The following is a 22,636-nucleotide window of genomic DNA, read 5'->3' on the forward strand; positions in this document are numbered from 1 at the left end:
CCACTCAATAGAGTGGCTCTGTAAGTAACAATTCATACTGAACCTAAGATTCAACTTTCTTGGGTTGATAAAACCATTTTTTAACCAACGAAAGCAACGCGGGTCCGACAAGTACTAGTACAGCCAATACAGTAAACGTCAATGTGATAGGGCGCTCCCACAAGAAGCTTAGCTCACCATCACTGATCATCAGTGCTCGTCTTAAGTTCTCCTCCATTAATCCGCCAAGAATAAAACCAAGCAGTAACGGAGCTAATGGGAAGTTGGCTAGTCTTAGTGCGATTGCTGCCATTGCTACGAGCAGCATGATAAACACGTCCATGGTATTGAACGAGACCAAATACACCCCAGTAATAGAGAAGAATAGGATCATCGGCAACAATACCGTTCTTGGTACCGCTAGTAGCTTAGAAATATAAGGAATCAACGGTAGGTTTAAGATAACAAGAACGATGTTACCGAAGTACATAGAGATGATGACTGACCAGAACACGTCTGGATGTTCAACGAATAGTCGAGGACCCGGTTGAATACCATAAGCGATCAGTGCACCCAACATAATTGCAGTTGTACCGGAGCCAGGGATACCGAGCGTCAATAGCGGAACAAACGAACCACTTGATGCTGCATTGTTAGCTGACTCTGGTGCAACTAAGCCACGAATGCTTCCTTTGCCAAATTCTTCTTTTTTGTCTTTAGGCGCAAGGTTACGCTCCATACCATAAGAAAGGAAAGCGGCAATGGTTGCGCCTGCGCCTGGAAGGACACCGGTAAAGAAGCCCAAGATAGAAGAACGAATAGAGACAGGTGCCACTTCTTTTACTTCTTCTTTAGTGATCTTCATGCTTCCTATATCGCTCATCTTGCGCTGTTCGTCTTGGCGTGTATCTTTTTCTGGTTTAAGTATACCCATCAAGGTTTCGCCTAAAGCAAAGGTTGCCATCGCAAGTAATAGGAAACTAAATCCGTCCATTAAGTCAGTTAAGCCAAAGGTAAAACGCTCGACACCCACACCTTTATCGATACCGACTGTTGATAGCATGAGTCCCAGCACAACCATCATCCACGCTTTAATAACCTGACCTTTGCCAGCGAATGCCGCAACCGCAGATAAACCAAGTAGCATCAGCGCAAAGTAGTCCGAAGACTGGAAACTCAATGAAACTTTGGCAAGGGCGGGGGCTGCGAACAGCAACATGATGGCAGAAAGTGTACCGCCGGTAAAAGAAGAGTAGGCTGCGAGAGCTAACGCTTTACCTGCTTGGCCTTTCTGTGCCATTGGGTAACCATCAAATGCGGTAACAACAGTTGATGAACAGCCCGGAGCATTAATAAGAATGGATGAGGTTGAACCTCCGAATACCGCGCCGTAGTAAACACCGGCCATCAGGATTAGGCCAGAAGAGGGATCCAGTCCGTAAGTAATAGGGATCATCAACGCGATTGCTGAAATAGGGCCCAGACCCGGAAGCATCCCGATAAAAGTACCGACAAAACAACCGACAATCACCATCATGATGTTCATCGGCATAACTGCCGTTGATAATCCTTGTAAAATTCCGTCTAACATAATGGTGTCCTACCAAAGAGTGAAGATGAGTCCAGGCTCTAGATAAATATCTAGTCCTTGCGTAAGCATGAGATAAAAAGCGATGACAAAAGGAAAAGAAGCACCAAGTAAAATGCTCTTACGACGTTCACCAAGTAAATAGAACCCAATCATTAAGAAGAAACCAGTAGCGAGGACAAATCCTAGATAGGTTAGTCCCAAGCCATATGCGGCCATTAACACCAAAAATCCAATCAGTAGTTTCCAATTGAAATCAGTGACGGCGCCGCTTTTTTCATTAGGTTGTCCGGTGACAAGAAGAATTACCGACAGCACGATACCAACAACGGTTAATATGCTTGGTAACGTTCTCGCGGTGAACGGTTCGTACTCATCCCCAGGAAACATTGGGATTAGCGATGTCTGGTATCCATAGCATAAGCAAAGGATCATAAATATCATCGCACCTACACGATCACGAGAAAGTAGATTTTCTTTCGTGAACAGCTTAGAGGTGAAATCTGACATAACTCACTCCAGGTAAAGAAAAGAGAAAAGGCCGTATACAAGGGATCGATGAGCGTCGACCAAGTGGGTAAGAGAACTCAGGACACAGTCTTTTTACCCAATAAACAAAGGAGTACTGCTAGAGCAATTACAAACTGAAGGATTCGTAGCTGCGTCTCATATACGGCAAAATATTGGCAAGAGGAGGGAACAGCAAATCCCTCCTTAGTGTTGCTTACTGTTTCAAGAAACCAAGTTCAGTCATGAGCGCGCCCATCTGCTTTTCTTGGTCTTCAAGGAATTGGTAAAACTCTTGATCAGGTTTGTAGTTGTCAATCCAACCATTGCGGTCACGAACTACTGCCCATTCATCAGTGGAGTACATTTTCGACAACGCTTCTGTCCACTCTTTGACTTTCTCTTCACTCGCCCCTGGAGCTGCGAAGAAACCACGCCAGTTAGCAAAGACAGTTTCGTTTCCATACTCGGTTAGTGTTGGAATATTCGGCGCTGCTTCGAGACGCTTCGGTGCAGTAACAGCAAGTACTTTGACTTGACCTGACTTCGACATTTCTAGCACTTCACCAAGACCTGTTGACAGAAGCTGGGTTTCGCCCGATAGAAGAGCGGCCATCGCTTTACCACCTGCATCGTAGGCAATGTAGCGTACCTTTTTCGCATCAAAGCCTTCGCCTTTAAATGCTGCCGCAACGACTAGGTGGTCCATGCTTCCTCGAGCTGAGCCTCCTGCAATTTTGACTTTACGAGGGTTCTCTTTGAAGTCAGCAACTACGTCTTCCCATGTGTTGTATGGAGAATCTGCTGGAGCAACAATAGCGCCATAGTCAGCAATAGTTGCTGCAACAGGTGTAAGGTCTCTAAATGATTGTGGGAAAACACCAGTCAATGAACGCACAACGATAGGAGTAGAGTTAACCATTAAGGTGTCTTCTTGGCGCTGCGCGGTTTCGATTAGGTGTGCAATTGCTTTACCACCGCCACCACCTGACAGGTTTTGAAAAGAAACATTGTCGACAATATCTGCTTTTACCAAGACATCACCTGTTCCGCGTGCTGTCATATCCCAACCGCCGCCAGCACCCCCAGGAATTAAGAAATGAATCTTCTCTAGATCTGCAGCATAACTACCAAAAGAAAGAGTAGTTGCCACAATCGATGCCGCTAGGGTCGGTTTTAGTGCCTTAAACATGTTCACGTTCCTTATGTTGACTTTATTGTCTGCCAGCAGAGGGATGCTGACTTGACCTCTATGGGTTAGCTAAAGGTTACGTACTTGTTACAAATGCATCAATAAAGTGCAGATATTGAGGATAAAGAACATAGGGTGAATTTTGTTCATAAAGTTCACACGTTGGTTTTTAAGTTAGACGTTAGTCTACATTGTCGACAATCCTGTTGATCTGATGGCATTAAGCTGCTTAAATAATGTTCATGTAATGAGAACTGTCAACAATGTAGTAAATTCTAAGGTGAGCGTTGATATGAGTGCAGAACCAGTAATGAATGACGACGCGCCGTTAAAAGAAGCGACCAAGTCTGAAAATTTAACAGAACAGCTCATCGAAGAGATTGTTGAAGGGAGAATTGAATCAGGTAGCAAGATCTCTGAACCAGAGCTAGCAAAACGCTTTGAAGTGAGCCGTGGACCTCTTCGTGAGGCTATTATGCGCCTAGAAGGGTTAGGACTGATTGAACGAATTCCTCATGTAGGGGCGCGCGTGATTACCTTATCTCAAGATAAGTTGGTGGAGTTGTACTCCGTTCGTGAAGCTCTAGAAGGAATGGCGGCGAGACTGGCTGCACAAAACATCAGTGATAAAGAAGTTGGTGAGTTGGAAACGCTGTTAAACCGACACTCAGAGCATATAGACGAAGTGGATGGTGCTTCCTATTTCCACCAGCATGGTGATTTTGACTTCCATTACCGCATCATCAAAGCCAGTCAAAACAGTCAATTAGTAAACTTGCTATGCAATGAGCTTTACCACTTGTTGAGGATGTATCGATATCAATCACCTCGGACACAATCTCGTCCTGAGGCAGCGTTAAAGGAACATCTTTTTATTTTAGACGCGATTAAAAATCGTGATCCTGAATTGGCAGAACTGCTGATGAGAAGACACATTTCACGAAGCAAGGCGTTAATCGAAAAGAACCTAGACAGCTAATTCAATTTATAGATGACGCAGTAAAGATGTCCTGCACTGCGTTACATAAGGGAAAGTAACAAGGAGACAATCATGTCAGTATCCCCGGGACAACTATTCCGTGACGCCGTCACTAACGGTAACCCACTTCAAGTCGTTGGTACGGTAAATCCTTACTGCGCCATGATGGCAAAAAACGTTGGTCATCAAGCTATTTACTTGTCGGGTGGTGGCATTGCTAACGCATCGTATGGACTTCCTGACCTAGGTATTACTACCTTAAATGACGTCTTGGTTGATGTAGAGCGCATTACAAATGCGTGTGACTTGCCTTTGCTGGTGGACATTGATACTGGCTTCGGCGGCGCTTTTAACATTGCTCGTACGATTAAGGCGATGGAAAAAGCAGGGGCTGCAGCGGTGCATATTGAAGATCAGGTGGCTCAAAAGCGTTGTGGCCATCGCCCTAATAAAGCCATTGTTAGTCAGCAAGAAATGGTAGATAGAGTCAAAGCTGCGGTAGACGCCAAAACTGACGCTAGCTTTGTCATTATGGCCCGTACCGATGCACTGGCGGTTGAAGGGATGGATAAGGCTATTGAACGCGCGATTGCGTGTGTTCACGCGGGTGCTGACATGATATTCCCCGAGGCGATGACCTCGCTTGAACACTATCAGCAATTCAAAACGGCTTTGAATCAGGCTACAGGTAAAGATGTTCCGATTCTTGCCAATATTACCGAGTTTGGGCAAACCCCGTTATTTGGTTGTGACGAGTTGGCAAAAGTCGGCGTCGATATGGTCCTTTACCCGCTATCTGCATTTAGAGCGATGAACAAGGCAGCAGAGAATGTCTACCAGCATTTGCTAAGTGTTGGCAATCAAGAAGCGCTTACCGAGCAAATGCAAACTCGTGCAGAGCTCTATGCACATCTCAATTATCACAGCTACGAAGATAAACTGGATCAACTATTTACCGAAAGCAAATCCTAGGAATACAACGGAAGCTCAAGAAAACCATTTACTAACTTTATCCAATAACATGATGCCGCGTTAAGAGATCCCAAAAGGGACAAAAGCGGGAAAAGGAGTTCAAAATGCCTAATTCAGCCATAGGTGGAGCAGGTCTACGAGGCCAAAGTGCAGGTACGACAGCGTTATGTACAGTAGGTAAGTCCGGGACTGGTCTCACTTACCGAGGTTACGACATCACCGATCTTGCCAACAATGCACAATTTGAAGAAGTCGCGCACTTACTATTGCGTGGCCATTTACCTAATCAAACAGAGCTCGATGAATATAAGACCATTCTTGTGGGCTTACGTGGCCTACCTGAATCTTTGAAAAAGGCACTGGAGTTGATTCCCGCCGATGCTCACCCGATGGATGTGATGAGAACGGGTTGCTCGATGCTAGGTAATTTAGAGCAAGAACTAGACTTCTCTGAGCAAGAGGCGGCGACAGAGAGAATGCTGGCGTTATTCCCAGCGATTATCTGTTACTGGTATCGCTACAGTCATGATGGTGTGCGTATTGATACCAAGGACCAGTCAGAGGATTGTATTGGTGGCTATTTCCTGAAAATGCTCACTGATAAGTCGCCATCTGAGCTTCACAAAAAAGTGATGCATTGTTCGTTAATTCTTTATGCCGAGCATGAATTTAATGCCTCGACCTTTGCCGCTCGTGTTTGCGCATCAACCTTGTCCGATATTCATTCCTGCATCACCGCAGCTATAGGCACTCTACGTGGTCCATTGCACGGCGGTGCAAACGAAGCCGCCATGGATATGATTCAAGATTGGCGTAGCGCGGACGAAGCAGAAGCGAACATCATGCAGATGCTAGCCAACAAAGATAAAATCATGGGTTTTGGGCATGCTATTTACCGTGAGAGCGATCCGCGTAATGCACTCATTAAGCGTTGGTCAGAAGAGCTATCTACACAAGTTGGCGATACCTATCTTTACGATGTTTCGGTAAGGGTAGAAGCGGTAATGAAACGCGAAAAAGGTTTGTTCTGTAACGCTGACTTTTTCCATGCCTCCGCTTACCACTTTATGGATATTCCTACCAAACTGTTCACACCTATTTTCGTCATGAGTCGACTTACAGGTTGGGCTGCTCACGTTTATGAGCAGCGCGCAAATAACCGAATTATTAGACCAAGCGCGGACTATGAAGGCCCAGAAGCAAGAGAGTGGGTGGAAATCAACGAACGTGACTAACTGTGAAAACTAAGCAGAGAAAAAAGAGCGTTTAGAAAGGATGTGAGCATGTCTAATCAAACTATAAATTACCAATATCGCAAAGCTCTCCCCAATTCGCAGTTGGACTATTACGATGCCAAAGCTGCGGTTGATGACATAGAGCCAGGAGCCTACCAGCACTTGCCATACACGTCTCGAGTTTTGGCAGAGAATTTAGTACGTCGTTGCGAACCGTCAGAGCTAGAGGAGTGTTTGTCTCAGCTTATTTATCGCCGTCGAGATAAAGACTTCCCTTGGTATCCAGCCCGCGTTGTCTGTCATGACATTCTTGGGCAGACTGCTTTGGTCGACTTAGCTGGATTGAGAGACGCGATAGCTAATCAAGGCGGCGATCCGGCCAGCGTTAACCCTGTTGTTGAAACTCAGCTGATTGTTGACCATTCATTGGCGGTTGAGCATGCCGGCTTTGAGGCTGATGCGTTTGAAAAGAATCGAGCCGTAGAAGAGCGTCGAAATGAAGACCGATTCCACTTTATCGAGTGGTGTAAAACCGCCTTTGAGAACGTTAGTGTAGTACCAGCCGGTAACGGAATTATGCACCAGATCAACTTAGAGAAGTTGTCGCCAGTCGTTCAAACTAAGCAAGGCGTGGCATTTCCCGATACCTGCGTCGGCACAGATAGCCATACGCCTCACGTTGATGCACTTGGTGTTATTGCCATTGGCGTTGGTGGTTTAGAGGCGGAAACGGTGATGTTAGGTCGACCATCCATGATGCGCTTACCTGATATTGTCGGGGTTCGTCTTGTTGGACAGCGTCAACCCGGTATTACCGCCACTGATATTGTGTTGGCGTTAACGGAGTTTTTGCGTGCTCAACGTGTAGTTTCGAGCTATTTGGAATTCTTTGGTGAAGGCACTAAACATCTGACTATCGGTGATCGTGCCACCATTTCAAATATGACTCCAGAATACGGCGCGTCAGCTGGTATGTTCTACATCGACGAGCAGACTATTAACTATCTGAAGCTTACTGGTCGCGATGATGAACAAGTTAAGTTGGTAGAAAACTATGCTAAGCAAACAGGGCTTTGGGCAAATGCTTTAGAAAGTGCACAGTATGAGCGAGTACTTAAATTTGACCTATCTAAAGTTGAAAGAACCTTAGCAGGTCCCTCCAACCCACATCGCCGATTGCCAACTGCTGAGTTAAACCAGCAGGGTATTGCTGCACCTTGGGAGCAGACGCAAGATAAGATGCCAGATGGTGCTGTTATCATTGCGGCTATTACTTCGTGTACAAATACCAGCAATCCAAGAAATGTTGTGGCGGCAGGGTTGATCGCCAAAAAAGCCAATGAGGTAGGACTACTGCGCAAACCGTGGGTGAAATCATCATTCGCACCGGGTTCCAAGGTCGCCAAACTGTATCTAGAAGAAGCGGGATTGTTACCTGAACTCGAAAAGTTGGGGTTTGGCATCGTCGCCTATGCTTGTACAACGTGTAATGGTATGAGTGGCGCGCTGGATCCGCAAATTCAGCAAGAGATCATTGAAAACGATCTCTACACCACTGCTGTATTGTCGGGTAACCGGAACTTTGATGGGCGAATTCACCCTTACGCTAAACAAGCGTTTCTCGCCTCACCGCCATTGGTTGTTGCATATGCGATAGCAGGTACCATTCGCTTTGATATTGAGCGCGATGCTCTTGGTCTTGATGCTTCCGGTAACCCCATCTATCTCAACGATATTTGGCCAAGTGACGAAGAGATCGACGCTGTAGTTAGCCAACATGTGAAACCTGAGCAATTTAACCAAGTGTATATTCAAATGTTCAAGCTGGATGAGGCCGAGAGAGCGAAAAGCCCACTCTATGACTGGCGTGAACGCAGCACTTATATTCGTAGACCGCCATACTGGGAAGGGGCGTTGACAGGTAAACGCACATTGCGAGGAATGCGACCCTTAGCAGTATTAGGCGACAACATTACCACTGATCACTTGTCGCCATCGAACGCGATTCTAGCCACTAGTGCTGCCGGCGAATATCTGACAAGCATGGGCGTGCCAGAAGAAGACTACAACTCGTATGCAACCCATCGTGGTGACCACTTGACCGCGCAAAGAGCGACATTTGCGAATCCAAAATTGTTCAACGAGATGGTTAAAGAGGGTGAACAGGTCGTTCAGGGTTCTCTCGCTCGTATTGAGCCGGAAGGTAAAGTCACAAGAATGTGGGAAGCCATTGAGACCTATATGGCGCGTAAACAGCCGTTAATCATTGTAGCGGGTGCTGATTATGGGCAAGGTTCTTCGCGAGATTGGGCTGCAAAAGGTGTGCGCCTAGCCGGGGTTGAAGCTATTGCGGCAGAGGGTTTTGAACGAATTCACCGCACCAATTTAGTGGGGATGGGAGTTCTACCTCTTGAGTTCAAAAAAGGTACCAACCGCAATACGTTAGCGCTTGATGGCACGGAACTGTACGACGTCGTAGGCGATATCAAAGCGGGTTGTGATCTTGCTTTAGTGATTACACGAACCAACGGGGAAAAACTCGATGTGCCAGTGACTTGCCGCTTGGATACTGAAGATGAAGTTAAAGTCTACTCTGCTGGTGGTGTGTTACAGCGATTTGCTCAAGACTTCTTAGCACAGTAAGGGGAAAGGAATGATTAAACAAATTAAAATTCCTGCGACTTATCTGCGTGGCGGTACTAGCAAGGGGGTCTTTTTCAGCTTGTTGGATCTCCCTCTTGAAGCTCAGCAACCAGGAGCAGCACGAGACAAGTTACTGATGCGCGTAATAGGAAGTCCAGATCCTTATGCAAAACAGATTGATGGCATGGGAGGCGCGACGTCGAGCACCAGTAAAACGGTGATAGTGTCAAAAAGCACCCGTGATGATCACGATATTGACTATTTATTTGGGCAAGTTTCAATCGACAAGGCCTTTGTCGATTGGAGTGGTAATTGCGGCAACTTATCGGCTGCGGTGGGACCTTTCGCTATTCATAGTGGGTTGGTTGATAACGAGCGGATACCCGAAAACGGTATCGCGAAAATTCGAATTTGGCAGGCAAACATTCAAAAAACCATTATCGCTAACGTCCCTATTGTCGACGGCGAAGTGCAAGAGTTGGGTGATTTTGAGCTCGACGGAGTGACATTTCCGGCTGCCGAGATCGCGGTTGAGTTTGTTGACCCTAGTGACAGCAATGGCTCGATGTTCCCGACGGGCAACTTGATTGATGATCTAGAAGTGCCAAATGTAGGTGTCTTTAATGCGACCATGATCAGTGCGGGTATCCCAACAATTTTTATCGATGCCAAGGAACTAGGTTTATCAGGTGCTGAACTTCAAGATGACATTAACAGTGATGAGGCTTGGCTTGAAAAGTTTGAAATAATCCGAGCGCATGGTGCGGTAAAAATGGGCTTGATTGATTCGGTTGATCAAGCCGCGACTAGGCAGCACACACCGAAAGTGGCTTTTGTGTCGTCTGCAAAAGACTACGTTTCATCGAGTGGTAAGCCCATTGAGGCCAACAGCGTTGATCTATTAGCTCGTGCCTTGTCGATGGGGAAATTACACCATGCGATGATGGGCACTGCGGCCGTTGCCATCGCCTGCGCTGCAAGCGTAGACGGCACCGTCGTAAATTTGGCTGCTGGCGGAGGCAACCGAGAATCTGTGACGTTTGGGCACCCTTCTGGAACATTGAAGGTGGGGGCGGTTGCTTCACAGTCATCGAATGGCTGGACAGTAAATAAAGCAATAATGAGTCGAAGTGCTCGAATCCTTATGGAAGGTTGGGTTCGTGTGCCATCGGATACTATGAAATAGACATATTGGAGGACGCATTATGTCTGCATATCAACAAGAATATCAGTGGGCTGCGAAGCAACCAGAGTCCTTTTGGGAACATCAAGCAAAAGCCATAGACTGGTTTGAAGTACCAAAAACCATACTTGAGAAAGATGAAAATGGCATCGAGCGTTGGTTTCCTGACGGTGTTATGAATACTGCTTGGTTAGCACTTGATTATCACTGCGAACAAGGGCGAGGGGAGAAAACCGCTCTCATTTACGATTCACCAGTCACAGGAACAAAGCAAAAGTATAGCTATTTTGAGCTTCGAGATAGGGTTGCAAAAATTGCAGGAATGCTTGCCAAACAAGGAGTGGTTAAAGGCGACCGTGTTGTAATTTATATGCCAATGATCCCGGAAGCGGCAATGGCAATGCTGGCTTGTGCACGCTTGGGAGCGATTCATTCGGTAGTATTTGGCGGCTTTGCACCAAACGAACTGGCTGTCAGAATTGAGGATGCTGAACCTAAAGTCATTATGACCGCGTCTTGCGGTATAGAAATCAATAAGGTTTTACCTTACAAGCCATTGGTTGACAAGGCGATCATGGATAGTCGTTGGAAGCCGAACAATGTATTTGTACTGCAACGTCCGCAATGTGAAGCAGAGCTGAATCAAGAACGTGATTTGGACTGGCAAACAGAATATGAATCCGCGTTGCCCCATGAATGTGTACCTGTGCTTGCCACTGACCCGCTATATATTTTGTATACGTCAGGAACGACTGGGAAACCAAAAGGTGTGGTGCGCGATAATGGTGGACACGCCGTCGCAATGAAGTACTCAATGTCTGCAGTCTACAACATGCCAACCGATGGCGTGTATTGGGCAGCGTCGGATGTAGGTTGGGTAGTTGGGCACTCTTACATTGTTTATGCGCCGCTTATTCACGGTTGCACCTCGATTCTATTTGAAGGCAAACCAGTGAGAACACCTGATCCAGGCGCATTTTGGCGTGTGTGTGAAGAATATAATGTTCAAGTGCTGTTCTCTGCACCTACTGCGTTTCGAGCAATCAAGAAGGAAGACCCTGATGGCTTGGAACTGTCTAAGTATGATATCAGTGGATTAAAGAGCATTTTTATGGCGGGGGAGCGTCTCGACCCACCGACGTTAGAGTGGGTAGAAACACATACCAAAAAGCCAGTGATCGACCATTGGTGGCAAACGGAAACAGGTTGGGCTATCTCTTCTAACCCATTAGGGCTCGAGGTAATGAGCGTCAAAGCAGGCTCATCAACGAAACCAAGTCCGGGTTTTACCGTCGAGATTCTCAATGAAATCGGTGAGCCAGTTGGCGCTAATCAACAAGGCTTTGTCTCACTTAAACGTCCATTGCCACCAAGTTGCCTTACTACCGTGTGGCGCAATCATGACCGATTTGAATCGGGCTATTTAAGTCAGTTTGAAGGTTATTATGTCTCTGGAGATGGCGGTTATCTGGATGAGGATGGCTACTTATTCATTATGGGACGAGTGGATGATGTCATAAACGTAGCAGGACACCGCTTATCTACTGGTGAGATGGAAGAAATTGTTGGTGGACATCCAGCGATTGCAGAGTGCGCAGTTGTTGGTGTGCATGATGACCTCAAAGGTCAGTTGCCATTGGGCTTAGTGGTATTAAAAGATGGTGTCAAAGTTGATAGTGGGGAACTGGAACATGAATTGGTCGGTAAAGTTCGTCAGGAAATCGGTGCTGTTGCATGTTTCAAACACGCACTAGTAGTAGAACGATTACCCAAAACTCGCTCTGGTAAGATTCTACGTCGAGTTATACGCCAAATAGCCGACGGTGAAACCTACACTGTCCCTTCGACGATTGATGACCCAAGCAGCCTTTCAGAAATTGAACGAGCGTTGCATACAGACTGATTTAATTGTCATAAGGAACCGAACTCATCTGCCACATTTTAAGAACATGGTTCGGTTCCTCGCAGTTACCAAACAACATTTGATACTTAGGAGTAAAAGGTTCGCCGATATAGGTAGTACGGCTGAACTTTCCGGTCTTTAGGTCGACCTGTGTGACAACTCTTCCTTTAAAATTCTGAAAAATTACGAACTGCTCACTTTGAAATACTAACTGTTCTTGATAGAACCAAAAATGGTCGGTAGTAGCCGTTAACGTACATTTCATCGGCAAAGACGCCAAAGAATAGGGCGCCCATAATAGTAGGCCGAACAAAGTGCAAATCAGTGTACGTGACATATCATGCTCCTTATCGTTTTGGATAAGTATAGTCACCTGAGAGTGTGATATTCACCCACGAGACTCCTACATCATCTTTCATTATGTTTTTTTATTTGCACATGCCTGACAAAACCCTCACACTAGGCGCACATTTGTAAACGACTTTCTCTTTTTGCAACATTTACCACGCGTCTATGACTGATTTAGCCTATAGAATTCGCTCTGCTAATACCCAAGATTTGGAAACGCTAAATGATCTTATGTATGAGTTGCATGAGTATCATCACCAAGCTGTCCCCGAAGACTTCAAACCCGCATCAGAGGTGCAGGAAGAAAAGAGCATTGCACGTTACCTAGATTCACCTGACTGCTTGGTACTTGTTCTAACCATTGATGGCGACAAGCGCGCCCCTCAGATCGTCGGTTTTGTGACGGCGCAGTTTTGTGAACTACTTTCACCGATTAGTAAGCCTTGTTTAATAGGAAATATCGATGAGCTGTTCATAAAACCTGACTATCGGCATCATGGGTTTGCTCAAAAATTACTGAAAGAAAGTGAACGTCGTTTAATTGAGTTAGGGGCTAGTCAGATTATGGTTGAGGTCTGGGACTTTAATCACGCCGCTCTGAAATTATATAACAAAGAGGGATTTATCCCTCATATACATTGTCTTAGAAAAAAAATCTAATTAGGTATGTCTGTGACTCAACTTTTGAGCCATATTGCTTTTACGCTATTGCTTGCGCTACTAACAATACATCAGAGCTTTGCTGCTTCGGACATGTCGCCGAACGTAACGTCTAAGGTGCCAAACACCTCGTTCAATGAGCTGTCGGATAATCTCCGAGAACCTTTTGTGCATAATGATCCACCATTAGCTCCTACAATAAGAGGAGCATTGTGTTTGGTTCGTGCTGACGATCGCATTCTGCTGGTCGATGAAATCGTAACGGGAAAGCTATCTTTGCCGGGAGGAACGATTGATAATAACGAAGATCCACGACTCACTGCCCAACGTGAAACATGGGAAGAGGCAGGATTGGTGGTTGTCGTTGGTCAAGAGTTAGGCCGAACTAAACGTGCAGTGTTCTATGAGTGTAAGGTCGAGTCTGACATTATTGCTTACAGTGAGACGAATTATGGTCGAGGGGTAGAACTTCCTATTTATTTTGCACCACATTTTGGTGTGGAGGTACGTAGTGCCAACCTACTGAGCCCAAAATCGGTATCATCGACCGAGTATCGATATCCTAGTCAGTGGCCGATGGTAGAATCTATGTTTGCTGCGATCCCGAATCAGCCTATCAGTTATATCGACAACCTAATCAGTTCTGCACCAAAAGTTCATCAACTCGAATTGTCTTGGTTATCTAGTACACAAGAAGCGCTTGTTGCAGCGCCGAAGCAACTACAAGAGTTAGTTGTTTTAGGTGGTAATGTACTTTACATCGTGTTGCAGCCGTTACTACTTATTTCATTCCTGCCACTGTTCATTTGGCTATGGGGGCGCTACTTTACCGCACAACTTATGTTTGCTGTGACGGCGACCTCGTTATTTATTCTGGTCGCAAAGCAGGGGTTTAGCTTTCCTGTTCCCCATGCTTATTTACCCACGCTTAACTATAACGAGCGAAGCGGGTTCAGCTTTCCCGACTTAATCATGGCGAATTGGATTTGTATTTCCAGTATCGTGGTGAGTCAAATACAGCCACGCCATTTGAGTAAGTTCGCCATCGCGGCATTTTTGGTCACCATCATCATCGCGTTCTACCAATTTATAAGTGGGGGTGCATTCTTGTCGGACATGTTAGCCGGTGCAATTATTGGTGCGCTTGTTGGCTGGCATTTTATTAGGCATCATTTTAGCCTTGCGGTCATTGAAGACTACACGTTTACGCGGGTTAAAGTGTGGCTCATACTAACGGCGATTGCGGCCACCTGTGCTTATATCTGGCAATACCCATCATTTTTAAGCTGGTTAGCGCTGTGCATCGGAATGCTATTGTTCGCTGTCGCAAATGGCTATTGTCCGCCTCGTTCGAAGATGTGTCTGAAAGAGCTCCTCTGTTCTTTGGTACTTATTCTACTGTTGTTAATTGGCTATTTTCGTTTGGAAACCATGTTTGCGCACAGTGGTATTGGATCTTTGCTGTTACAAACATTGGTGATACCGGTGACTATTATGATTCCGGCTATTGTGATGATCGTGTTTCGTAAGAGAAACTGCCATTAAGACGTTTTAGTAAACGGATTAGCATTTGGCGTAGAAAGGTAACTCATAGTTTATGGATGACGTTAATCTATGGCTTCATTCATTCGGTAGGACATTCCTATGATCATTGCAATTATAGCGGCTTGTTCGGCGTTTATGGCGACATTGGCCACTCAATTAAACGGCGCAACCGATGCGGCACTAGATAGCGTTGCTGACATAATGTTTATGTAAAAAGAAAGGTCTGATTAAACATCAGACCTTTTCTAATTTAAGAGTTGATGACTCTATGCAATAACAGCCTCACGCTTGTCTTTAGAGGTCGAAGCAAAGTAGAGTTTAGTCTCTTCAATAACGACATTTCTGAGCAACACCAATCCAATTAGGTTAGGCACCGCCATTAAGCCATTCACGATGTCGGCAATAATCCAAATTATATCTAGGTGCAAGAAAGCGCCAGACGCGACCAAACCAACGAAGATGATCTTATAAGGTAATACCGCCTTGGTGCCCATGAGGAATACAACGCAACGTTCACCATAGTAATTCCAGCCAAGAATAGTAGTAAACGCGAAGAATATCAGTCCGATCGATACCAGTAGAGGACCGAGAGTATCCGAATTTAGACCGACAGCAAAAGCATGAGTGGTCATAGCTGCGCCAGCAAAATCACTTTGCCACGCACCAGTTAAAATCAATGCAAGACCTGTCATGGTACAGATAATGATTGTGTCGATGAACGTACCCGTCATAGAGATAAGGCCTTGGCGAACACAGCTATCAGTTTTAGCCGCCGCCGCCGCCATTGGCGCACTGCCTAGACCACTCTCGTTAGAAAATACACCACGAGCAATACCGGATTGAATTGCCAGCATTATGCTGGCCCCAACGAAGCCCCCTGTTGCCGCTGTGCTAGTAAATGCAGATACTACGACAAGTTGAATTGCGGCACCTAGTTGTTCGGCGTTCATGACTATAACGCTCGAGCAGGCTAGTACATAAAACACCGCCATGGTCGGTACGACTTTACCTGCCACATTAGCAATAGACTTGATACCACCTAAGGTTACAAAGGCAACAAGAAGAGTAAGAACCGACGCGGAGATCTCGCGAGAGATACCGAAAGAAATGTGGCTTGCATCCAGAATAGCGTTGACTTGCGGAAAGGTACCAATACCAAAACAAGCTACACCAAGAGCAAAGACAGCAAACATCGTGGCTAGGAACTTAGAACCGACACCATCGCGCAGATAGTACATAGGTCCGCCAAGCATCTGTCCTTTGTCGTCTACTTTGCGATATTTAACGGCGAGCAAGCATTCGGCATACTTAGTTGCCATACCAAACAGAGCCGCTAACCACATCCAGAATAAAGCACCTGGGCCGCCTAGCTTAATTGCAGTTGCAACGCCTACGATGTTACCAGTCCCTATTGTCGCTGATAAAGCGGTACACAATGCAGCGAAGCTAGAAACATCACCATTACTGGATTTGTCTTTGCTGAATACGAGCTTGAGCGCGGTTGGAAGATGTCTAAATTGAAGTAAGCCAAGTCTAAACGTGAAGTATACGCCAGTACCAACAAGCAAAATGAGTAATGGTGGTCCCCATACAAAAGAGTCGATAGCTTGTAGTAAAGATTGAAGGTCGTTCATGATTTCCCCTTAATAAAACAAAACTTAAGGAGAAGAGAGAAGGGCAGTAATCCACAGACCGAAGAAGATCTGAGTTCATTACCACTCAGTATTGACCGTAAACGGTTGTTCGTTACAGTAGAAATATGAGTTGTTCAATGGTGCTATTCTCTCCTCTGTCCTTTTGCCTGAGAGTTTCACTCATTACATGAAATGAGCTTGCTCCTTCGGCGACCGATTTAACGGTTCTCTCCAGAGGTTCCTCCAACTACAGTCCTCACTTTATCCTTATCTAAGATAAGCTCTGATTTCTCAGAATAAAGCACCTGAAAGATTTACTTCTTCGGCGGGTCATACTAACCAAATGTTAATGTAAGGTTAATAAGCCACTCTCCTGCAGTCTTCAACGGAACAAATATCTAGTGACTAGATAATCTGTGACGGCAATCCTATCGTAAATAAAAAACGATGTCATGAATAATTTTACAATTTATTTGAGCCAAAATAGGTCGTAGATCGCTCCATTTGGTATATTTGAACATGTTTCTGACTTTAGAATTGAAGTTGTACGCTAAAGTGATGAGTAGTACAGTTAACTCTCTGGAAATTCACTACTTTTGCTTAAAATGTAGCCGTTAGTGCAAAGGAGATGTTTATGACTCGATTGATTGCAATTGCGTTTCTAGTGGCTCTGGCCTTTTTACTGTTTCGATATAGAACCAATGAGAAGGTACAGAAAGGTGTGGTGATTACGGTGCTGTCTGCGTTTGTTATTTATACAGCAACCTTGGTCATATCTGAGTTAATTCGATAAACCTATGAACAACTTTTAAAGAGGTTAGAGTGGATAAACAACCTGAAAATCAGCCGGTCGAAAATGATGATGTCGTCGTCATCGAACAGAAAGATACCCGTGCGAGGTTGTATATTGGCATCGCCGCGGTGCTGGGTTTAGCAACTGGTGGTCTTATTGGCTCGGCAGTCACGCAAAATGACTGGCAGCAGCGATATAAAGAGCTCGATACCCAATACCAGCAAGCACTAGTCAAAACTCAAACTCAACAATCTAACTTGGATGAAAAACTTGCTTTAGCCGAGTCAGAGTCACAATTAAAGTTGCGCAAAGTGGTGGAAGAGAAAGTGGAACAACATCAGCAACAAGTAGATGCTTTGAATGAGCAGATTTCCAAACTTGAAGCCGATAACCAGCAACTCGAAAACCAGTTGAGTGCTCAAGGTAAGAAACTAGCGCAGCAGAAAAAACAGAATGTTCAACTGGAACGTAAAACGGATATCCAAAGTTCGATGTTCGAACAGTCTCAAGAGCTATTTAAGCGAGAAGCAGAACTGAAAGCTGAAGTGGCTAAGTTGGAACAAGAAAAATCGCAGCTGACTCCAAACTTGAAACGCTGGAAGAAGGATTGTGATCTATTCCTGGAAGGCACATCTTGGGATGCAAAGTCAGATTCATGTGACCGTTATGATTCTGCCACATCACGTATTAGCCAAATCGAGCAGATGTTGAAAGTGCATAATATGGATCTCAACCATATTGCGACGTTGAAAAGCGAACTCGGAATTCAATAACATTCAAGGATTGGCAAAGTAGAAATATCTAAAAATACTTTGCCAATTAATCTCCTCCGTGAATTATGAAGTGAATGTCATTCACACTCTGATTCTATGATCTATCAATCTGATTGTAATATGCGGGCTTCATAAGAATCGTATCTTTAGATTGGTGAATAAATGAAAAACTCCACATTATTACTAGTCATTACTTTAATGGTTGGTTGCTCTGCTAAGCCCATTAACCAAGATGCTAAATCGGTCAGAATTGTCGATTCTGCACCTGCAAATTGCTTGTACTTAGGTGAAGTCGATGGAACGCAAGGTAATTGGTTTACCGCCGATTTTACAAGTGACAGAAACATTCTGGTTGGTGCTAGAAACCAGCTGAAAAACGAGGCACATAAACTAGGAGCGAATGTCGTTGTACTACAAAAGAGTGTAGATAATAGTAACGATGGTCTGTACGCTTATGCGGACAAAAATTCGTTTGGTATGTCTAGTAGTAAAGGTACTTACAGTAGTACGTTAATTGGTGAGGCGTATTTCTGCGCGGAACAATGATATTTTTATCGATAAGAATATATTCTATCGAGTTACTTCAAACTCAATTGTAATTGATATATTCCTAGCTACTAGATCATTCAAATTAGCTCGACTTTGCATGGAAATAATCGAACTAAAATACTGTTGTTATCTAGAATAACGTTAATTTTAACGTCTAAAGAACAGTAGAATGAACAGAGCAAATTATTGGCCCTATATTATATCAATATCGATGTTATCAACGGATGGTTTTGCGGAGGGAGTCGCCTACCTGGACACTAAACCTAGCGTTGTGAACGCCATCAATTACGACCAAAGCCTGAATATAAACGAGTACTATGTTAGTGAGAAGTTGGACGGTATTCGTGCTATTTGGACAGGAGAACAGTTAGTGACGCGCTCGGGACGCGTAATTAACGCTCCAGATTGGTTTACACATTCGCTTCCCGCCATCATGGTCGAAGGAGAGTTATGGGCGGGAAGACAGCAGTTTTCAAAAGTCCAAAATACAGTACTTGACCTAAAGCCCGACAATGAAGCTTGGCAAGAAATTCGTTTTAAATTGTTTGACGCTCCTGGGCATTTAGGAACCTTTGAACAACGATATGAGTTTCTTAAGCGTTACTGTGAAAGTGTTGCTTTGAGACATGTTCAATGTGTAGAACAGCGTACTGTTTTAAGTCACAAAGAACTCGATGACTATTTAGAATCGATAACAGCGAACAAGGCTGAAGGGCTGATGCTTAAACTGAAACATGAGGTCTATCATCCGGGCAGAAACCATTCACTTGTTAAAGTCAAAACCGTACAAGATATGGAAGGCCTGGTGGTTGGCTACAAAGAGGGGAAAGGCAAGTATCAAGGAAAGATGGGCGCATTACTTATCGAACTCAGTGACGGCGCACGGTTTTATGTCGGTAGTGGATTTAGCGATATAGAACGTACTAATCCTCCTAAAATCGGAACCATGATTACTTTTAAGCACAACGGTTGGACAGTCAATGGATTACCACGCTTTGCTCGATTTTTCCGAATTCGCGATCCAGAGTAGCCATTACGGTTGTCTTATCTCCGTCAGGGTTTTACCACAGCGCTTAAACAACGATTTCCAATAGAATACATGCTGCTGATTTGCCGTTTTGAACTCATCATAAATGCGGTCGAGTCGATAAACCGACACCTTATCTTGCTGGACCTTATCCAAAACGTGCTTGATAAACACCACTTCGCGAGAGATGGCTTGATACTCGCTACTGAGAAACGAGAGGTAAGGCTGAATATCGGTGATGAATAGGTTGTTGAAGATATTAACCAAATAGTTAAAGCGGGTAGTATCTCTGTTAGCCCCACACAAAATTTTATTATCGTACTTCTGTAATTGTTGAGTGGCTACCGTCAGCCACTGTGTACTCGCTTGAAGAGAATAGGCGAGATTTCCGATAAGTTTCGTTTTCTCTAATGTTTCTTGGTACGGTGTAATCGACGGAGGTAGGGTTAAGGTATGGCTTCCTTCGGTCTGTGTGAGAATGTAAGCGGCAATACTATTGAATGTATTTAACGCAGAATGTAATTGAGCCGCTTGACTACTTATCCCTTCATCTAACCACTGATTACCGGATAGCTGAGCGCGCATAGCATTACTGGTAAAGATAAGATTTGAAAAGTAGCTGGGAAGATAACGGTATTTAGTGGCCAGAATGTCTTCAAGCTGAGCTTTCACACTTTGCTCTATTTTGTCGGATAACAAGCAGCGCTCGATACCGTCGATTAATGTTATCTGGTAGTCAAAATCACGAAATTGATCCTGGACTTTACCTAAAACAGAATTACGCTCGGCGATCAACTCAAAGAGATGGCATTTTCTGAGCTGATAACTGTCGATAATGCCCAAGGTAGTGCGTGGAATATCGATAGTAATTTCACGTTGGCTAGGAAGGGTGATTAAAGTGATGCTAGGGCTAGGTAACGTGTCGCTGTTTTGAACCGAGGCAATTCTTGACAAATAGTCTTCGAAACGGCTCTCAGCTCCTTTCTGCTCAATACATCCAGACAAGGCGCTTAAGAAAAAAACAAGCGCCATGACTGCTTTTGCTGATGGAGGTGTTGTTAGTGCTTTCAAAGTTTTCTGCGCGTTATATTACGTATCTAGGTATTACGTAAGCGTAGTCTATCTTTGATCACCCTTAATAAACTTATCGATGCTCTAAAGCTAGCGGCTCGCGTATTCGAGTTGTAACTCATCGTTTTGACGGTGCATCCATAGCAGTCGGAGAGTGAGCATGATAGCGGCACTTGATAGACCAGCAATAAAGCCAATCCAGAAACCAACAATTCCCATTGGCTCGATAATTAAATCGGTCATTCCGAGAACGTAGCCTAACGGTAATCCAATTAGCCAATAGGCGATAAATGTACGATTAAAAATGGCTTTCATGTCTTTATAGCCACGCAATGCGCCCGCTGCAACAACTTGGATTGCGTCTGTACATTGATAGATGGCTGCAAAAATCAACAGGTGCATTGCAAGCGCTACTACTTCTACATTGTCGGTATAAAGGTGAACGATTTGTTGCTTAAAGATCAACGTACAGATTGCGGTGAAAATAGCGGCCCCAAGGCCCACTCCGAGGCCGACACGACAAGCAATGACTGCTCCAGCTGTATCAGTTTCACCCAGTTTATGTCCAACGCGGATACTGACTGCTGCACCGATACTCATTGGGATCATAAAGACCAAAGATGAAAAGTTCATTGCCACTTGATGCGACGCCACGACAAGTGAGCCAAGTGGCGCGACAAGCAATGAGACCACTGCAAAAAGAGATACTTCAAAAAAGATTGCAGCAGCGATAGGAAAGCCAAGCTTAAATAAACGAACCTGTGCTTTACGTTCTGGTTTATGCCAAGTTTTGAAAAGTTCAATGTGCTTGAGACGCTCAGTAGTGACGGCATAAAACAACATCATAAAGAACATGATCCAATAGACGATTGTGGTCGCAACGCCACATCCAACGCCGCCTAAAGCTGGAGCACCAAATTTCCCGTAAACGAAGATCCAGTTAAGTGGGATATTGATCAGTAAGCCAATAAAACCAATAACCATAGCGGGCTTTGTCAGCGACATTCCGTCTGTGTAACTACGTAGTGCTTGGAACAACAGGAAAGCAGGGACAGCGAAAATAACCGCGTAAATGTAGCCTACGGTTTTGTCGGCCATGATGGTTTCGACACTCATTAAATCGAGTATGGCTTCTATTTGTAATAAGACTAACACGATTGGAACACTAATAAGCAGAGCCATGATGAAACCTTGATGGATTTCATAAGGGATCTGCTTTTGCTTTCCAGCGCCATTGAGTTGTGCAACAACGGGTACCAAGGCCATCAACAGACCTATACCGAAAAGAATAGAAGGAAGCCAAACACTGGCGGCAATGGAAACCGCCGCCATATCAACGGCACTCACACCACCTGCCATAATAGTGTCGACAAACCCCATACCGGTTTGAGCAATTGAGGCAATGAGAACGGGGGAGGCAAGTTTGATGAGATTTTTAGCTTCAGTCTGATAGCGTTGCACGTAAGATTCCATGTTTTATAAATAACCATGATGAATGATAAAGAAGTTTGTCATTTCGCACCATAATTTATTGTCTCTGTGGTCAGATAATTGTTTGTTTTGGAAACAAACGTTTACTCACAATTATTATAGTGAACGTGTTTTATGATTGAATTATCAGAGCGGCAAGGATGAATTGATGAGTACACACGATAAATTGGATTATGTTGAGTTTGCAGCGGCCGATATTTCCGCGACAAAAGCGTTTTTTGAAGCGGCATTTGGTTGGACGTTTGAGGATTATGGACCTGATTATACAGCCTTTTCAAACCAAGGACTTAACGGCGGATTTTATCGCGCAGAGTTAAGTTCAAAAGCTCAACAGGGTGGGGCGTTGCTGGTTTTCTACAGCGCGGCGATTTCCGAAACACTGGAGCGGGTGAAACAAAATGGTGGCTGTATAGTACGGGATATTTTCGACTTTCCGGGTGGCTGCCGCTTTCATTTCAGCGAGCCAAGTGGCAACGAGTTTGCTGTTTGGTCTGAATCTAGATAATAAGCACTAAATACGCCAATGGGCTCTAGCATTCTGTTGGAGCCCATTGGTTATTCCAT

20 protein-coding genes and 1 riboswitch are annotated in these 22,636 nt (G+C 44.7%); of the genes, 13 read left to right on the forward strand and 7 right to left on the reverse strand.

Going from position 1 to position 22,636, the window contains the following annotated elements:
- Positions 1-43: 43 nt before the first annotated feature.
- The 3 genes from VME0621_RS18090 to VME0621_RS18100 all read right to left on the reverse strand — a co-directional run bounded on the left by VME0621_RS18090 (position 44) and on the right by VME0621_RS18100 (position 3,266).
- On the reverse strand, positions 44-1,570 hold the full coding sequence (locus VME0621_RS18090; protein WP_006072415.1) for a tripartite tricarboxylate transporter permease: 1,527 nt from the start codon (positions 1,568-1,570) through the stop codon (positions 44-46).
- Positions 1,571-1,579: 9 nt separating this feature from the next.
- Entirely contained in the window at positions 1,580-2,077 is a 498-nt protein-coding gene (locus VME0621_RS18095; RefSeq protein ID WP_006072416.1) for a tripartite tricarboxylate transporter TctB family protein, read from the reverse strand.
- 214 nt (positions 2,078-2,291) lie between these two features.
- Positions 2,292-3,266, reverse strand: coding sequence for a tripartite tricarboxylate transporter substrate binding protein (locus VME0621_RS18100; RefSeq protein ID WP_006072418.1), 975 nt, complete (start codon positions 3,264-3,266; stop codon positions 2,292-2,294).
- 292 nt (positions 3,267-3,558) lie between these two features.
- Here VME0621_RS18100 and VME0621_RS18105 point away from each other — a divergent pair, with 292 nt between their 5' ends.
- The 6 genes from VME0621_RS18105 (at position 3,559) to VME0621_RS18130 (ending at position 12,181) form a co-directional block, all read left to right on the forward strand.
- The gene (locus VME0621_RS18105; RefSeq protein WP_006072419.1) at positions 3,559-4,245 is read left to right on the forward strand and encodes a GntR family transcriptional regulator; all 687 of its coding nucleotides are present in this window, start codon (positions 3,559-3,561) and stop codon (positions 4,243-4,245) included.
- 72 nt (positions 4,246-4,317) lie between these two features.
- Positions 4,318-5,217 carry a methylisocitrate lyase gene (prpB, locus tag VME0621_RS18110; RefSeq protein ID WP_062460608.1) on the forward strand — a complete coding sequence of 300 codons (900 nt, stop codon included), beginning with the start codon at positions 4,318-4,320 and terminating at the stop codon, positions 5,215-5,217.
- A 104-nt stretch (positions 5,218-5,321) separates the two neighbouring features.
- Complete coding sequence (gene prpC, locus VME0621_RS18115) at positions 5,322-6,452, forward strand: bifunctional 2-methylcitrate synthase/citrate synthase (protein WP_062460605.1); 1,131 nt, start codon at positions 5,322-5,324, stop codon at positions 6,450-6,452.
- A 48-nt stretch (positions 6,453-6,500) separates the two neighbouring features.
- Complete coding sequence (gene acnD / locus VME0621_RS18120; protein ID WP_062460602.1) at positions 6,501-9,095, forward strand: Fe/S-dependent 2-methylisocitrate dehydratase AcnD; 2,595 nt, start codon at positions 6,501-6,503, stop codon at positions 9,093-9,095.
- Between the two features lie 10 nt (positions 9,096-9,105).
- Positions 9,106-10,281 (forward strand): 2-methylaconitate cis-trans isomerase PrpF, encoded by a 1,176-nt coding sequence (gene prpF, locus VME0621_RS18125; protein WP_062460599.1) that lies wholly within the window; start codon positions 9,106-9,108, stop codon positions 10,279-10,281.
- Positions 10,282-10,300: 19 nt separating this feature from the next.
- Positions 10,301-12,181: a propionyl-CoA synthetase gene (locus VME0621_RS18130; protein ID WP_062460595.1), complete on the forward strand. Its 1,881-nt coding sequence runs from the start codon at positions 10,301-10,303 to the stop codon at positions 12,179-12,181.
- Position 12,182: 1 nt separating this feature from the next.
- Here VME0621_RS18130 and VME0621_RS18135 read toward each other — a convergent pair whose 3' ends face one another.
- On the reverse strand, positions 12,183-12,518 hold the full coding sequence (locus VME0621_RS18135) for a hypothetical protein (RefSeq protein WP_006072426.1): 336 nt from the start codon (positions 12,516-12,518) through the stop codon (positions 12,183-12,185).
- Positions 12,519-12,694: 176 nt separating this feature from the next.
- On the opposite strand from VME0621_RS18135, the gene VME0621_RS18140 reads away from it, so the two are divergent.
- Both VME0621_RS18140 and VME0621_RS18145 read left to right on the forward strand, forming a co-directional pair.
- Positions 12,695-13,189 carry a GNAT family N-acetyltransferase gene (locus VME0621_RS18140; protein ID WP_062460592.1) on the forward strand — a complete coding sequence of 165 codons (495 nt, stop codon included), beginning with the start codon at positions 12,695-12,697 and terminating at the stop codon, positions 13,187-13,189.
- 12 nt (positions 13,190-13,201) lie between these two features.
- A complete protein-coding gene (locus VME0621_RS18145; RefSeq protein WP_062460589.1) occupies positions 13,202-14,734 on the forward strand; it encodes a bifunctional NUDIX hydrolase/phosphatase PAP2 family protein in 1,533 nt (510 codons plus the stop codon).
- Positions 14,735-15,000: 266 nt separating this feature from the next.
- Here the strand turns inward: VME0621_RS18145 and VME0621_RS18150 are convergent, their stop codons facing one another.
- Positions 15,001-16,368: an alanine/glycine:cation symporter family protein gene (locus VME0621_RS18150; RefSeq protein ID WP_006072436.1), complete on the reverse strand. Its 1,368-nt coding sequence runs from the start codon at positions 16,366-16,368 to the stop codon at positions 15,001-15,003.
- Between the two features lie 145 nt (positions 16,369-16,513).
- A riboswitch (glycine riboswitch) is annotated at positions 16,514-16,613 on the reverse strand.
- Between the two features lie 389 nt (positions 16,614-17,002).
- Between VME0621_RS18150 and VME0621_RS26690 the strand changes: the two genes are divergently transcribed.
- The 4 genes from VME0621_RS26690 (at position 17,003) to VME0621_RS18165 (ending at position 19,513) form a co-directional block, all read left to right on the forward strand.
- Positions 17,003-17,161: a hypothetical protein gene (locus tag VME0621_RS26690; protein ID WP_006072438.1), complete on the forward strand. Its 159-nt coding sequence runs from the start codon at positions 17,003-17,005 to the stop codon at positions 17,159-17,161.
- A 29-nt stretch (positions 17,162-17,190) separates the two neighbouring features.
- Positions 17,191-17,934 (forward strand): hypothetical protein, encoded by a 744-nt coding sequence (locus VME0621_RS18155; RefSeq protein ID WP_006072447.1) that lies wholly within the window; start codon positions 17,191-17,193, stop codon positions 17,932-17,934.
- 162 nt (positions 17,935-18,096) lie between these two features.
- Positions 18,097-18,480 (forward strand): DUF4156 domain-containing protein, encoded by a 384-nt coding sequence (locus VME0621_RS18160; protein WP_038222565.1) that lies wholly within the window; start codon positions 18,097-18,099, stop codon positions 18,478-18,480.
- Positions 18,481-18,652: 172 nt separating this feature from the next.
- Complete coding sequence (locus VME0621_RS18165) at positions 18,653-19,513, forward strand: DNA ligase (protein ID WP_006072449.1); 861 nt, start codon at positions 18,653-18,655, stop codon at positions 19,511-19,513.
- Positions 19,514-19,516: 3 nt separating this feature from the next.
- Here VME0621_RS18165 and VME0621_RS18170 read toward each other — a convergent pair whose 3' ends face one another.
- Together VME0621_RS18170 and VME0621_RS18175 are read right to left on the reverse strand one after the other, a co-directional pair.
- Positions 19,517-20,581 (reverse strand): DUF3080 family protein, encoded by a 1,065-nt coding sequence (locus VME0621_RS18170; RefSeq protein ID WP_062460586.1) that lies wholly within the window; start codon positions 20,579-20,581, stop codon positions 19,517-19,519.
- A gap of 90 nt (positions 20,582-20,671) precedes the next feature.
- Complete coding sequence (locus VME0621_RS18175) at positions 20,672-22,042, reverse strand: MATE family efflux transporter (RefSeq protein WP_062460584.1); 1,371 nt, start codon at positions 22,040-22,042, stop codon at positions 20,672-20,674.
- A gap of 178 nt (positions 22,043-22,220) precedes the next feature.
- Here VME0621_RS18175 and VME0621_RS18180 point away from each other — a divergent pair, with 178 nt between their 5' ends.
- A complete protein-coding gene (locus VME0621_RS18180) occupies positions 22,221-22,577 on the forward strand; it encodes a VOC family protein (RefSeq protein ID WP_031494003.1) in 357 nt (118 codons plus the stop codon).
- The last annotated feature ends 59 nt before the right edge of the window (positions 22,578-22,636 follow it).

This window comes from Vibrio mediterranei (assembly GCF_900088415.1).
Taxonomy (GTDB): Bacteria; Pseudomonadota; Gammaproteobacteria; order Enterobacterales; family Vibrionaceae; genus Vibrio; species Vibrio mediterranei.